At 49.8% G+C, this 12,891-nt stretch carries 11 protein-coding genes; 6 read left to right on the top strand and 5 right to left on the bottom strand.

What is annotated here, in order from left to right; translation table 11 throughout:
* The first annotated feature begins 578 nt into the window (after positions 1–578).
* The gene (locus C5O22_RS12320) at positions 579–1,175 is read left to right on the top strand and encodes a diacylglycerol/polyprenol kinase family protein (protein WP_132782255.1); all 597 of its coding nucleotides are present in this window, start codon (positions 579–581) and stop codon (positions 1,173–1,175) included.
* Positions 1,176–1,438: 263 nt separating this feature from the next.
* Here C5O22_RS12320 and C5O22_RS12325 read toward each other — a convergent pair whose 3' ends face one another.
* The gene (locus tag C5O22_RS12325) at positions 1,439–2,272 is read right to left on the bottom strand and encodes a hypothetical protein (protein ID WP_132782257.1); all 834 of its coding nucleotides are present in this window, start codon (positions 2,270–2,272) and stop codon (positions 1,439–1,441) included.
* A 112-nt stretch (positions 2,273–2,384) separates the two neighbouring features.
* Here C5O22_RS12325 and C5O22_RS12330 point away from each other — a divergent pair, with 112 nt between their 5' ends.
* A complete protein-coding gene (locus C5O22_RS12330; protein WP_243692944.1) occupies positions 2,385–3,098 on the top strand; it encodes a DUF2259 domain-containing protein in 714 nt (237 codons plus the stop codon).
* 51 nt (positions 3,099–3,149) lie between these two features.
* Here C5O22_RS12330 and C5O22_RS12335 read toward each other — a convergent pair whose 3' ends face one another.
* The gene (locus C5O22_RS12335) at positions 3,150–3,569 is read right to left on the bottom strand and encodes a hypothetical protein (protein ID WP_132782258.1); all 420 of its coding nucleotides are present in this window, start codon (positions 3,567–3,569) and stop codon (positions 3,150–3,152) included.
* 132 nt (positions 3,570–3,701) lie between these two features.
* Here C5O22_RS12335 and C5O22_RS12340 point away from each other — a divergent pair, with 132 nt between their 5' ends.
* A complete protein-coding gene (locus tag C5O22_RS12340; protein ID WP_132782260.1) occupies positions 3,702–4,730 on the top strand; it encodes a lipoprotein TP_1001-related protein in 1,029 nt (342 codons plus the stop codon).
* Between the two features lie 45 nt (positions 4,731–4,775).
* Here the strand turns inward: C5O22_RS12340 and trxA are convergent, their stop codons facing one another.
* Positions 4,776–5,099: a thioredoxin gene (gene trxA / locus C5O22_RS12345; protein ID WP_132782262.1), complete on the bottom strand. Its 324-nt coding sequence runs from the start codon at positions 5,097–5,099 to the stop codon at positions 4,776–4,778.
* A 203-nt stretch (positions 5,100–5,302) separates the two neighbouring features.
* Between trxA and C5O22_RS12350 the strand changes: the two genes are divergently transcribed.
* Together C5O22_RS12350 and C5O22_RS12355 are read left to right on the top strand one after the other, a co-directional pair.
* Positions 5,303–5,950: a MarC family protein gene (locus C5O22_RS12350; protein WP_132782264.1), complete on the top strand. Its 648-nt coding sequence runs from the start codon at positions 5,303–5,305 to the stop codon at positions 5,948–5,950.
* Between the two features lie 11 nt (positions 5,951–5,961).
* Positions 5,962–8,148 (top strand): peptidase U32 family protein, encoded by a 2,187-nt coding sequence (locus C5O22_RS12355; RefSeq protein ID WP_243692945.1) that lies wholly within the window; start codon positions 5,962–5,964, stop codon positions 8,146–8,148.
* Between the two features lie 164 nt (positions 8,149–8,312).
* Here C5O22_RS12355 and C5O22_RS12360 read toward each other — a convergent pair whose 3' ends face one another.
* Positions 8,313–8,783 (bottom strand): single-stranded DNA-binding protein, encoded by a 471-nt coding sequence (locus C5O22_RS12360; RefSeq protein ID WP_132782265.1) that lies wholly within the window; start codon positions 8,781–8,783, stop codon positions 8,313–8,315.
* Between the two features lie 91 nt (positions 8,784–8,874).
* Positions 8,875–10,806 (bottom strand): hypothetical protein, encoded by a 1,932-nt coding sequence (locus tag C5O22_RS12365; protein WP_132782267.1) that lies wholly within the window; start codon positions 10,804–10,806, stop codon positions 8,875–8,877.
* 258 nt (positions 10,807–11,064) lie between these two features.
* Here C5O22_RS12365 and glmS point away from each other — a divergent pair, with 258 nt between their 5' ends.
* Positions 11,065–12,891: a glutamine--fructose-6-phosphate transaminase (isomerizing) gene (gene glmS / locus C5O22_RS12370; RefSeq protein WP_132782269.1), complete on the top strand. Its 1,827-nt coding sequence runs from the start codon at positions 11,065–11,067 to the stop codon at positions 12,889–12,891.

A 12,891-nucleotide genomic window follows, 5' to 3' on the forward strand; every position in this document is an offset into this window, starting at 1 on the left:
CTATTATGGCAGAGCGCGCCCGGTATGGGGGTAGAGACCTCAGAGGCTAGTATAGGCCTCTACAAGGATTTCCATGAGAATGAAATACACATTTACTATTCGTCGCTGTTTAAGGGCAAGCAAAAATCGTTTACACATCCTACACCTCCCTACTTTTTAGTTTTATCCTTCGGTATTTGCTTTTCATTTTCTGTTTGTCAAATTAAAAGGGATGTATAGAACTGTCAAGGTCATTTTTATTTTTGTAAGTCCTTTACTATGTATTCTTGCGGGGGGCCGGGGGCCGCGACAGACCTGACGCAGAAAGGAGGAGACAGTGAAAGCCACCGACCCGGTGCCCCCGGAGAAGGGGGTGGGCCGGGACCGGGGCCCGGCCCAGGGGGAAGGCCTTCCCCCTCCCTATGATAGCAAAGCGTAGTAAATTATGAATTTTTTTTGTATCCTCTTGTATACACTACAGGGTATCGTCTCTTGAATTTTTCTGCTAAGACAATTATAATTTATTATGTTGAAAGCAATAAGAAACGCCATATTTTCAATGGACACGGTGGCACAGAATTTGCTGCATTCCTTATATCATGAAACATAGTATCGAAGGAATATCAGAAGAAATAAAAACCGAACTTGTACGGAAGTCAATTCATCTGATGATTGCCGTGGCGCCAAGTCTGGCGGCTATCGATCGTTCCTTTACGATGTTTCTGTTAAGTGGAGGGGTACTGCTGTACACCTACCTGGAAAATCTGCGTCGTGAGGGGGTGAGCATTCCTCTCATTTCGACGATTACCCTGCGAGCTTCCCGTAAACGGGATGAGGGGCGTTTTGTTATGGGCCCCATCACCTTAGGGTTGGGGGCACTGCTCGCCCTGCTCCTGTATCCTTCCCCGGCTTCGAGCGTGGCGATTTATAGCCTTGCCTTTGGGGACGGGTTCGCAAGTCTTGTGGGGAAATTGGCAGGACGCTATCGGCCCACATGGCTCATGGGGAAAAGCCTGGAAGGGTCCCTGGCCTGCTTTGTGGCGGTACTGTTGGTTTCCTACCGGATAACGCAGCGGCTTGCTCTTTCTGTGGTGGTAGCCCTGGTTACAACTATTATTGAAGCCCTTCCCCTGGAAGATTTTGATAATATCCTGATTCCCGTCGCGGCAGGTTTTACCGTGATGGTTCTCTTATAGAAGAGCCGCTTTTTGCGGCCCCTCTTATTACTTTAACGTTGCAACTCCTATTATTTAACAAGGTGAATTCACAACAAGATAAGCCAGCGGGGCACCGTCCTAAAAGATTCGTACCTCAGGTAAAGGTTGTGATAGGATAGACGGAAAAACAGCGCGGGTAGGGCGGTCGCTCAAACAGGACGGATTCATTTTTCTTAAAAAATGCTACCACTAAAAGAGCATGCCGCGTAACACACCCCAGTCGAACACCGCAGCCCTCGGGATTACAACCACCGATAGTAGGTATGATAACTGGTAAGAAGCATATACAGTCCACTAATAAGGAGAGGAAGACCCACAAGAAGGGTAATCCAGGTATCAGAAAAAACACAGAATTCTCTTCCCAAATACAGAAGAATCACCGCAAGGGCCGCCTTAATAAAAAGGCGGGAACCTCGATTCGTCACCGCGATAATAAAGCTGAGGGCGGTTAAAAGGACCAATACAAGTTCAATCACCATGAAATAGCTCCCATACTTCGAAAACCCCATAAGGGTAGTATCCCAGAGGCTGCTATTGATGGGAATTGTCGAAATAATAGGCATCATGAGGGCAAGGCTGAGAAAAATAATATTGCTGTAGCGGGGGAAATTGAGCCCCGCCGCATAGAGTCCCGCCAAGAATAAAAAGATACTACCCCCCAGACGACCTGCCAACACAATCCGTGTCGCAAGGGTGATATACGAATAAGAGAGATTTTGATCGATTACCAGGGGGACCACACAGCGGGATAGCTCTAAGGAAAGAGAAAAAAGAAACAACACCGTACACAATACTTCGGGGACGTGGGTTTTTTCAAAGAAAAAATACACGAGGATTAAACTAATTAAACTAATAAGGGAAAGAGAAAAAGAGGAAACCAGGGGAGTATAAACGCTCATTTTGAAAAAACGAACCCCCAGCGAGGCAATACCGGAGGCAGGACGGGAACTTGCCTTTTGCATTGCAGGGACCGTTCCTTTTAGTATATCAGGAAGTAAAAATCCTATAAAAAGATAACAGATAAGGATAAATAGAATACCGAAAAGAATCAGTTTATTTCTCGTCGAAAGGGTCATACTGTTAGATTAGCCGTTTCGCCGGGAGAGTACAAGAGAGAAAGCGCAATTTTTACTCGAAACTCAAGATATGTCTAATTATACCGATTACTTATACGTAAGGAGTATGTTCATGAAAAGGACCCACATGCCGAGAATAGTGTTCTGTATTCTCATACTGATAGTAAGTGTTGCGGGGCACCTCTGTGCCGGAGAGGTGGCTACGTTTGTTGATCTCGGTTTTTCACCGGATGGGAAGTATTATCTCTTCGGGCAATATGGAGTCACTGACAAAACCCTTTTACCCTGGGCAGAACTTTTTTTTGTGGATGTAGATAAAAACAATTTTGTGCCCGGCGGGAAAAAACAGTACCTTCATACCGGGCAAATTGTTCTTGGTCAGGATGGTTCAGGGGCCCTGTACAAATTACTGCTGGCCAATAAGGATCTTATACAAAAATACAATATTGATTTTTTACGTCAGAGTACGCCCCTTTATATAACTCCGGATGGTGAAAAACAGGAAGCTTCCGATCCCATCGAATTCCGGGATTTTGCCACCGGAAGGTCTTTCAAGGCCTCCCTTACTCAATATGTGGAAGGGGCGGGGAAAAATCTGAGCTCTTCATTTTTTATCAATCTCGAAGTTACCGACGCTAAAGGGAACACAAAAAAATACCTCGTGGGAACCCCTTCCCTGAAGCGTCCTCTCATAGCTTCCTACATGATCCGGAAGGCCATGATTGCTCCTCAGGATGGGTCTCTGATCTTTATTATCGAAATGAAACGGGTCGCCGATCAGGGATTCGACATTCGCTACATGGTGGAGGCCGTACGGATTCCCTAAGAGAAATTACTCCCCGAGGGCGAAACACCGAGGTTCCTACCCTTTCACACCCTAAAAGGGGGCACCACTCACGAGGGGGCGCAATAGTTGGGTTACCGGTCCTTCCTCTTCCAAGAAACGGACGTAGAGCCGGGGAGCAAGAGGAAGCTGTCGCCATAGGCCTTCTTTTTGAAGATCCAAGGCAAGGGGGAAGAGGTCTTCTTTCTGTATCCTTTGCCGCAGTTGGATAAAAAAGTATCTTCCTACCGGAACTTCAAGCCCTTCTCCGGTGGGAGCATCAAGAACACCAACCATTCCTGCAGAAGCAAAGTATCGTTCCTCTATCGGCTCAAAGGAAGCGGCCTCCTGAGGTTCTAACTCAAAGCATACCACCATTTCTTTTTCGCCCCGTTCCGCAAAGGGATCCCTCTGGGAAACGGGGGCATACACTAACGGTGCCCGTAATTCAAGAAGATAGTAGGGGTCTTCCATGACCGGGAGTGTACCGGGAATTACCAAAAAGGAAAAGAGCCCTAATGGGCGCTACTTTTTCTCAAAACATTCAAGTGGTAGTATTCTTTTGCTCCTACCTATTTTTAGCACTAATAGGAATAGGAGGTTAGAATGAAAACAATGCGCAACGCCTTCTACGGCGGAGGCATCTTACTTTTTCTTCTTTTAGGAGGTGCCTGTACTGCACCTCGACAAAACCCTCTGGACTTTATTTCCTCGGAGATACGGCCACCGGTTTTTCTTGGGGCCACATCCCTCGATACTCAAACTTTTGAACTCCAATTTTCGGCCGAAGTAGAACTTGAGCATGTTTCCTTCGATCTTCCTACCTCGGGGATAGAGGTACAACATGGGGCTACCTGCCGCATTGTGAGCGAGACCGCCTTTCCGGGGGGTGCAAAAATCACCATTTCAGGGAGAGCCCGGGATACCCAGAACAACACCCTTGATTTCATTGTTCCCCTGCGGGTTCGCAATGACCGGATTCCCGCCCTTATAATTACCGAAGTGCGAACCGAGTACTCCAAACCTAAGGTAGAATTTATTGAACTGTATACCCGTTCTGCCGGCAATTTAGGAGGATTACGCATTGTCAGTTCGTCCTGCTTTCTTGAGGCTCCCCTCTATGAGTTTGAGCCTACGGAAGTTCGACAAGGGGAATACGTGGTGGTCCACCTCCGAAGCATAGAAGAGGGCCTTCAGGATGAGCGGGGAGAAAACCTCGCCCTTTCAGGGGGTACCGAAGCCCATCCGGAGGCCCGGGATTTCTGGCTTCCGGGGAACACAAAAAAAATTCGGAAAACCGACGGGATTGCCCTCATTGACCAGGATAACCGTGTCCTTGATGCTCTTCTTATAAGTGAGACCGCCGAAGGCTCGTGGCAAAAAAACGAGATGACAGAATTTTGCTCTTTTCTTACCAGTCACAACGCGTGGACAGGGGCCTCGGCAACACTTCTTCCCGCCGATGCGGTAATGAGTAGCTATACCACCACCACCCGCACCATCTGCCGGGACGAGTCTCGCGAAGACAGCCACACCGCCGCCGATTGGTATGTTACGGCCACGAGCGGCGCAAGTCCCGGACAGCCTAATAAAACAACCCGCTACGAGCCTACCTCTAAGAAGATACCAAAGTAAGAGGACTTGGCATCTCTTAACTCCGGCCCCCTCGAGTATGAGTCTTTATAGTAAATCTTTAAAGAGATTTTCTATCTCATGCCGGGGGAGGGCCCCTACTTTTTGGCGAACTACTTCACCATTCTTAAAAACCATTAGGGTAGGGATAGAAACAATATCATAGCGGCCCGCTAATTCGTTTTCTTCATCCACATTCACCTTTCCTACTTTAAGACGCCCGGCATACTGATCCGCAATTTGTTCCAGTAAGGGAGCTATCATCTTACAGGGCATACACCATTGGGCCCAGAAATCCACTAAAACTGGAACGGATGATTTAAGAACCTCTGATTCAAAATTAGAAGCCGTCAGCGTCACTTCCCTCTCCATAGGAAACTCCTTCTAGGAAAAGAATCAAATCCAAATCCTCAGGGATTTGCCTGTTATCGGACAGCCCCAACGGGAAGCCAGATAACACAAGGGCAGTTCTATCTTTAAGGAACACTAGTCTTAGTATACTAACAATCTGTGGAGAAGAAAAGGCATCTTAGAATCTGCTATACTAAATCGGACAAATCCGCTATAGTAGGGCCATGTTTGCAACTTTTTTACCTATCCTTTTTACGATCTTTGTAGTGATTGATCCATTGGGCCTCGTGCCTATTTATATTGGTCTTTCTTCCCATCTTGAAGTGCATGAAAAGAATCGCACCATCCGGCGGGCGGTACTTACCGCTTTTCTGGTGCTCTTCCTTTTTATACTGGCCGGGAAATGGCTCCTCCAGTTACTCCACATTCACCCCGGTTCTTTCTGTATTGCGGGAGGTATTCTCCTTTTTATTGTTTCGATGGAGATGCTCTTTGGCCAGGCCACAAAATCAAAGGTTTCTAACCAGGAACAGCAGGGCCCCTCTGATGAAGAAGAACGAATATCCGTGGCGGTCTTCCCTCTGGCAATTCCCCTTTTAGCAGGACCTGGCGCCATTACCACCATCCTTCTCTACACCAGTACGGAAGGAGAAATCATCCCGATTATGGTCATGCTGGTTATCTCCGTGGCTTTTACGCTGGGTGTAGCCGCGCTGGCCATGAAAGGTTCCCACATGGTAATTCATGCGTTGGGTAAAACGGGCGTTTCGGTGATAGAACGAATCATGGGGCTTTTACTTTCAGGGCTTTCGGTGCAATTTGTGTATGATGGGCTTGTAAAACTCCACATCCTTTCGCCGGGAATTCTGTAAGGAGGATTCCCATGGGAACCATAGAATTACTTGCCCCCGCGGGCTCTCCGGAAGCGTTAGACGCAGCAATCCACGAAGGGGCCGATGCGGTATACCTGGGGCTTAAAACCTTCAATGCCCGCTTGCGGACCACTAACTTTGCCTATTCCCAATTTGAGGCAGCGGTCCAGGCCCTTCATCGGCAGAGAAAAAAGATATACGTGACGGTAAACACAGTATTCGAAGAACGGGAGACAGAACGGATATACCAATTTTTGCACTATCTCGCTTCGGTAGGCCCCGATGCCCTTATTGTGCAGGATTTTGGAATAGCCCAGTTGGTCCGGACCTACTTTCCTTCCTTAAAGCTTCACGCATCCACCCAGATGAACATTGCCAGCAGCGATGGGGCCAATTTCCTTTCCAAACAGGGCTTTTCCCGGGTAGTCCTTGCCCGAGAACTAGACATGGAAGAGATTGAACATATTCGCAGCCATACGGCCCTGGAGCTAGAGGTCTTTGTACATGGTGCCCTGTGCATTAGTGCCTCGGGGCTCTGTCTTTTTTCCAGTTACCTGGGAGGGAAATCCGCTAATCGAGGGATGTGTACTCAGGCATGTCGACGGCTCTATAGGGCGGAGGATAAAGAGGGGTATTATTTTAGCCCGGCGGATCTCCAGCTTATAGAAAAGGTCCCCCATCTTGCGGACATCGGTATCCAGGCCCTTAAAATTGAAGGCCGCATGAAAAGCGCCGAGTATGTGGGTACGGTGGTAGCGGCGTATCGCCATCTCCTGGACAACCTCGAGGGAAACCGGGAAAAGGCTCTGCAAGAAGCGCTCACCATGCTTCGCAACGACTTTGCCCGACCGAAAACGATGTTCTACCACGACCATACAAGCCCCACCCAGTGGCTTAATCCGGAGCAGGCGGGGGGCACAGGAATACCCCTCGGGCCTATTCTTCAGGTCCGGAGAAAGGGAGAAGAGTTCCAGGGGCTCATTGCCTCCCCCGACGTACTCTTGCAAGCCGGCGATTCTCTCCGTTTTCACAAAGCAAACGATTCCAAACGACAATCCCTTAAAATTCATCACCTTGAAGCGGGGGATCGAGGAATGTGGATTCCCATTCCCGAAGGATTTGGGGTTCGCGATACGGTATACATCATACAAACAAAGGCCATGACAAAACGCTACCCCTCCGTACTGCCCCGGGATCTTTCACCTTATAAACGACATCCCCGGCGAATCCCTGCCCCCGAGTGTACGGTACCACGGCCAGAAAAAAGCGAACTAGGACACCTTCCAGAGGGCCTCTACGTGGGAGTCCGAAACCGGGAGGACCTCTATGTGATCCAGGCCCATAGGCCTAACCGGGTCCTGGTTTCCTATACCCGGGATATGGCCCGCTGGTTCCTAGAAGAAACAACGCCCCTCCCCTTTTCTAAGAAAGAGCTCATCCTGGTATTGGACCCCTACTACCCGGAAAAGACCCAGGAACTGCTCCACCAGGAAATCCCCCTGCTTTTGGAAAGGGGCTTTACCCAGTTTGTCATTAACAATCCAGGGCAGCTAGCCCTCTTTCGTCCCTACCTAAAGAAAGGGGGGACCGGCATTATCGACAAAAAAGCGCAGAAAGCGGAAGGGAAGCATGCCCTTCCCCGGCCCTCGCAGGGGGGTAAAAAAACAGAATCGGCCCACCCCACCCCCCTCCTTATCGCAGGCCCCTACCTGTATGCCTTTAATCGATGGGCCTATGGGTTTATTCGGGATCTGGGCTTTACCTTTACCATTCCTCCGCTAGAGATAAGCCGTCAAAACCTCGAGAAAACGGTCCCCCCCGAGAGCCGTAGCGGCATTCTCCTTACCCTCTTTGCGTACCCCGCCCTCTTTCGCATCAGGGCAGACCTCTCAGAGGTGTACTCCTTTTCCCGTTTCTCCGACAGCCAGGACGCCGCGTTCCGCCTTATTCCCGGGGAAGAGGGCAGTCTGGTTATTCCGGAACAGCCCTTTTCTATCGTGGATAAGCGGCCCTTCCTTGAACAGGCCGGTTTTCGGCGTTTTATCCTGGATTTCTCAGGCCCACCTCTGCGGAAAACCGATTACAAAGACGTGGTCACCGCCTATGAAAAGGGAGAACCCCTTATAAACACTACCCGTTTTAATTGGAAAAACGGGTTTTATCTTCTTGATCCGGAACCAACCAAACCGGAATCCTGACCGGCCATAAAAGTACGAAGAGGGGGATAAAGGGAGCGCCGGGAATTCCTTTGCGATGGGATTCCCGGGGGAGCGGAACCACACCCTGCGTTAAAAAGGGAGGTCCCGCTCTCTCACCTGAAAGGGAGCCTTCGTATGAAGCGGTTCCTCCCCCTCATCCATTATCAGAAGACTAGGGCCTTTTCTTTTTTACCCTGGAGCCGTATCCCCGTAGATTGATCGTTTTCTTCTTCCAGAGTGTTCTCCCCTTCGTAACTTTCATCAGCGGCGTCTGTTGCTTCTTCCTCTCCTTTACCGGTATTCCGGCCAAACTCGGGCTTAAATTCCACGTGTTCCGCCACAATACTCACCCGAGAGTAGGGTTTGCCATCCGATCCAAGCCATCGCTCCTGTTTAAGCCTCCCCACAACCCGGACACCCCGTCCCTTATGTCCCAGGTTATAACAGGTTTCGGCTAATTTAGCCCAGGCTTCCACATTGAAAAAGCTCACTTCCTTTTCGAATCCCGATTCCTGCTTATAGTAACGGTTTGACGCAAGGCTAAAGGTGCACACCGGGGTTCCCTTGGGAGTAGTCTTGAGCAGGGGATCCCTCACCAGGTTTCCTTCAATCAAAATAGAGTTCAAAGGATTCATAGCAACCTCCACACAAAAATATTCCCCGGGGTGTTTTCATAGATAAATTAGAAGAGAAAAGAGAAGTTCGCTTGAAAAAATAAGCTCTTTTTTAAATTTTACCAAAGGATTCTTCGAGAAGAAGTTTGGCCATATACAACTGGATATATATCTTCAGGGCATCTCGATTGGGGATTTTCTGGAGAGCAGGACTATCGACCAGGGTTTCCGCCAGTGTATTAAGGCGCTCCTGCGTAAAGGGGGCATGACGAAGGGAGCGAATGGTTTTCCGCAGGTAATCCCGGGTAAGGGCCCGGACATCTTCGGTAAGATTTTCCTTTGCCTGGGGATTAATAAGGCGGTTCCACTTTTCCAGGAGGCTATCCATATACGAGTCCAGCGTATAACCGGGGGGAATCAGCCGGGTCTTCGTGGTCTCTGCCACACTCCTCAGCTCTCGACTGCGATCATGCTTTTTGGCGGTCCTTTCCTGAGGGGCCCCATCTTTCTCCATTTCCGTATCGGCAGAGGAGGGGGCCGATTGTCGGTTCTTTGCCTTGCTTTTTTTTCGCTTAAAGAAGGATATGAGGGCCACCAGCATAGGAATACTATACCAGAAGGGGAGCAACATCCGGACATCCGCCAAGAGATCCTTTTGTCGAAGTAACAAGAGTTCACTTAGGGGAACCAGGGCACCCTTATAAAACAGGCGGGTTTGTTCTGGCAGGCCCTTTTCGGATCGTTCCAGTTCCTCATGAACCAGATACAGTTGGGGGTCCTTCAGCACCGAAACCAGGGTGGGGTACAATCGCTGGGTAATATCCCACAGTTCTGCCTCATAGGCCTCTGGATCGTGCATGGCCGGCTCTTCCTGGTACTCCTTCAGCAGCTTAAACCAGCGTTGGGAAAGGGTGTTCCGGATACGGGGACGGGCTTCGCCCAGAAGTTTAAAACAGAGGGGGAGAAGCTTACTCTTTTTAACAAACCATTTTTCTCCCGAAGCCCCATGCACAATAAGCAATTCCGGAAGACTATCCTTTTCCGCATGGGTGGTTTTCCGCTTAAGGTATTCTTCTAGGGCCTCCTGGGAGTACTGACCTAAGAGGGGTACCCCTTTCGAATCCGTAAAACGGATAATATCATCCAGGGTATAGCAATAGGGAGGTTTATCAAGTTGATTTTCCAGGTTTCGGAAGGCGTTTTCCGCCTCCTTTTGTCGGGTAACCTTTCCTTTGTAATAATTATTATACACATCGATGATATAGGCCGCTTCCAGGGCTGCGATATCTTCGGGAAGAAAATCGTTTTTCTTTTTAATATCATTCTTTACCTGGCTCGTAAGGTACGCCCAGAAGGGAAAGGAAAAATCACCGGCCCGTTCCATTTCCCGTAGGGCATCAAGGGGACGAATCAACAGCTGGTTAAGGGCGTCTTTCAAAAGACTTTCCTTGCCCATAAAAGCGGGGGCAAGCTTATGTTGAATATATTCCTTGTTGTTGTGGTTCCGTAGATAGTGTCGCAATTTTAACAGCGCAATTTCCAACAGTCGCCGGGCAAAAAAGGCCCCCGGGATGAGGGCGGTGGCAAAACTTTCGGGGAACACCAGTTTATACACAGGAAGGGGCCCCACAGGGGGATTGGCCACCAGAAGGGGCAAATCTATCTCCAGGTTCACCGTTTTAAGCATATCCGGCGGGAGTTTTATCTGGAGGCTCCCCTCATCTGGCAGGGGCAACTCAGAGGTATCCTCTATTCGTTTGTAGGCCTGCTGTAACACATCAAGATAGAACTGGGGGATCGTAATGAGGGTGCCCTTCTCGTCGGTGTGGAGCTTTATTTTTCCTTCCTCTGCCAGTTTAGGCAGTTCTGCCCAGATTTTCCGGCCCGTATCCACCGCCCAAAAGGCCAGGTCCTCCCGTTCCTGGGCATAATGTTTTGCGTACTTTTCCAGAAAGGAAATAAATGTGGCGACCCCAATGGTGGGAGTTTTGTATTTTGTGGCATACAATCTGAGAATGGTGTAAAGGTCTGCTCCCTGGTCCATCACCATATCATAACCGGATTCGGGCAAAAATACAATAATTACGATGTTCTTTCTGGAAAAGCACCGATATTTTCGGTAGTATACACCACGAAGGGACCAGATTCTGGAATGTTCGTATGTTCTGAAAGATGGCGGTATGAAGGAGCTGTCCCCTTCACCAGAAGATGATGCTTTCTGGCATCACGAGCCTTGCCCCTATACCCAGCGGTGCTGGCGTACGCGAGGCCCGGGTGTACGGTACTTTTAAGAGGAGACCCTATGTGTGGCATTGTAGGATACTGCGGACCCAAAAACTGCACGCCCATCCTGCTTGATGGACTAAAACGATTGGAATACCGGGGGTATGATTCGGCCGGTATTGGGGTGGAAAGCGAAAAGGGCCCCCTCGTGGTCATAAAACGGGTAGGGAAAATCGCCCAACTGCGGGCGGCCGTTCCCCCTACCCTCCAGGGACACTGTGGAATTGGACATACCCGCTGGGCCACCCATGGGGGAGTTACCGATACCAACGCCCACCCCCATCAGGACATGTCAGGGAAAATTGCGGTGGTCCATAATGGCATCATCGAAAACTATGGCCCCCTCAAGAAAAAACTAGAACAGGAGGGGGTACGCTTTGCCAGCGAAACCGATAGTGAGGTCCTCGCCCACCTTATTGCCCATTACTATCGAGGAAAACTGGAAGATGCGGTAGGAAACGCCCTTCGACAGGTGAAGGGAACCTATGGAATCGCGGTAATCCATCTGGATGAACCGGGAAAAATTGTGGGGGCCCGCTGTGGGTCTCCCCTCGTGGTAGGCGTAGGGGATGGAGAAATGTTTTTGGCCTCCGATGTGGCGGCTATCGTCAGTCATACCAAACAGGTGATTTATCTTTCCGACGGGGAACTGGTTAGCCTTTCGGCCTCCGATTATTCGATAACCGACATCGATCACAATCCCATTGAAAAATCGGTAGACGAAATTCAGTGGGATATCGAAGAAATAGAGAAAGAAGGCTTTTTCTGTTACATGGAAAAGGAAATTTTTGAACAACCCGATTCGATTGCCCGCACCCTAAGCGGCCGGCTCGACATAGAATACGCCACGGGTAAACTCGGTGGTCTTAACATGACCAGCCGGGAACTGCTCGCGGTGCGCCGGGTAAAGATAATCGCCGCGGGAACCAGCTGGCATGCCGGCCTGGTGGGGGCCTATCTTCTGGAAAGTCTTGCTCGCATTCCTGCCAGTGCGGAACTTTCCAGTGAAATTCGATACCGCAATCCAGTGGTAGAACCGGATACCCTCTATTTTGCGGTAACCCAGTCGGGAGAAACCGCCGACACCCTCTATGCCATGCGGGAATTAAAACGAAAGGGGGCTCGAGTTCTCGGAATCTGCAACGTGGTAGGTTCCACCATTGCCCGGGAATCGGACGGAGGGGTGTATACCCACGCGGGACCGGAAATCGCCGTGGCCAGTACCAAGGCCTTTACCAGTCAGCTGGCGGTATTTTATGTCTTTGCCTTGCTCATGGCCCGAATGAGGGATCTTTCCTTTATTCAGGGGCAGCGTTTTGTAGAAGAACTACAGGGCATATCTGCAAAAGTACGGGAGACCCTTGCCCAACGGGACAGGATACAGAATCTGGCCAAGAAGTATTACCGGGCCCGGGATTTTCTCTTTTTAGGGCGGGGCATCGAATACCCCGTGGCACTGGAGGGAGCGCTGAAACTTAAGGAAATTTCCTATATTCATGCAGAGGGCTATGCGGCAGGGGAAATAAAGCATGGCCCCATCGCCCTGGTAAACGAAGAAACACCGACCCTCATTATCGTTCCGCGGGATTCCCTGAGGGAAAAGACCCTTTCCAACATGAAAGAGGTTAAAGCCCGGGGAGGCCCCATCATCGCCGTATGCACCGGCGAAGACGAGGAAGTAAAGGCTATTGCCGACGATTACATTCCCATCCCTGCGGTGGATGAGCTTTTCTACCCCTTCTTGACGGTGGTTCCCCTCCAGCTCTTCTCTTATTTTTGTGCCCTTGAGCTTGGCCGAGACGTGGATCAGCCCCGGAATCTTGCAAAAAGCGTGACGGTGGAATAA

It is taken from the genome of Treponema sp. J25 (assembly GCF_004343725.1).
Taxonomy (GTDB): Bacteria; Spirochaetota; Spirochaetia; order Treponematales; family Breznakiellaceae; genus J25.

What these genes read in the sequence shown, in the direction of transcription:
- C5O22_RS12365 (WP_132782267.1), bottom strand. Translation starts at nt 10,806, where the DNA reads ATGGACCAGGGAGCAGACCTTTACACCATTCTCAGATTGTATGCCACA.
- C5O22_RS12320 (WP_132782255.1), top strand. Translation starts at nt 579, where the DNA reads ATGAAACATAGTATCGAAGGAATATCAGAAGAAATAAAAACCGAACTT.
- trxA (WP_132782262.1), bottom strand. Translation starts at nt 5,099, where the DNA reads ATGGAGAGGGAAGTGACGCTGACGGCTTCTAATTTTGAATCAGAGGTT.
- C5O22_RS12355 (WP_243692945.1), top strand. Translation starts at nt 5,962, where the DNA reads ATGGGAACCATAGAATTACTTGCCCCCGCGGGCTCTCCGGAAGCGTTA.
- C5O22_RS12340 (WP_132782260.1), top strand. Translation starts at nt 3,702, where the DNA reads ATGAAAACAATGCGCAACGCCTTCTACGGCGGAGGCATCTTACTTTTT.
- C5O22_RS12330 (WP_243692944.1), top strand. Translation starts at nt 2,385, where the DNA reads ATGAAAAGGACCCACATGCCGAGAATAGTGTTCTGTATTCTCATACTG.
- C5O22_RS12325 (WP_132782257.1), bottom strand. Translation starts at nt 2,272, where the DNA reads ATGACCCTTTCGACGAGAAATAAACTGATTCTTTTCGGTATTCTATTT.
- C5O22_RS12360 (WP_132782265.1), bottom strand. Translation starts at nt 8,783, where the DNA reads ATGAATCCTTTGAACTCTATTTTGATTGAAGGAAACCTGGTGAGGGAT.
- C5O22_RS12350 (WP_132782264.1), top strand. Translation starts at nt 5,303, where the DNA reads ATGTTTGCAACTTTTTTACCTATCCTTTTTACGATCTTTGTAGTGATT.
- glmS (WP_132782269.1), top strand. Translation starts at nt 11,065, where the DNA reads ATGTGTGGCATTGTAGGATACTGCGGACCCAAAAACTGCACGCCCATC.
- C5O22_RS12335 (WP_132782258.1), bottom strand. Translation starts at nt 3,569, where the DNA reads ATGGAAGACCCCTACTATCTTCTTGAATTACGGGCACCGTTAGTGTAT.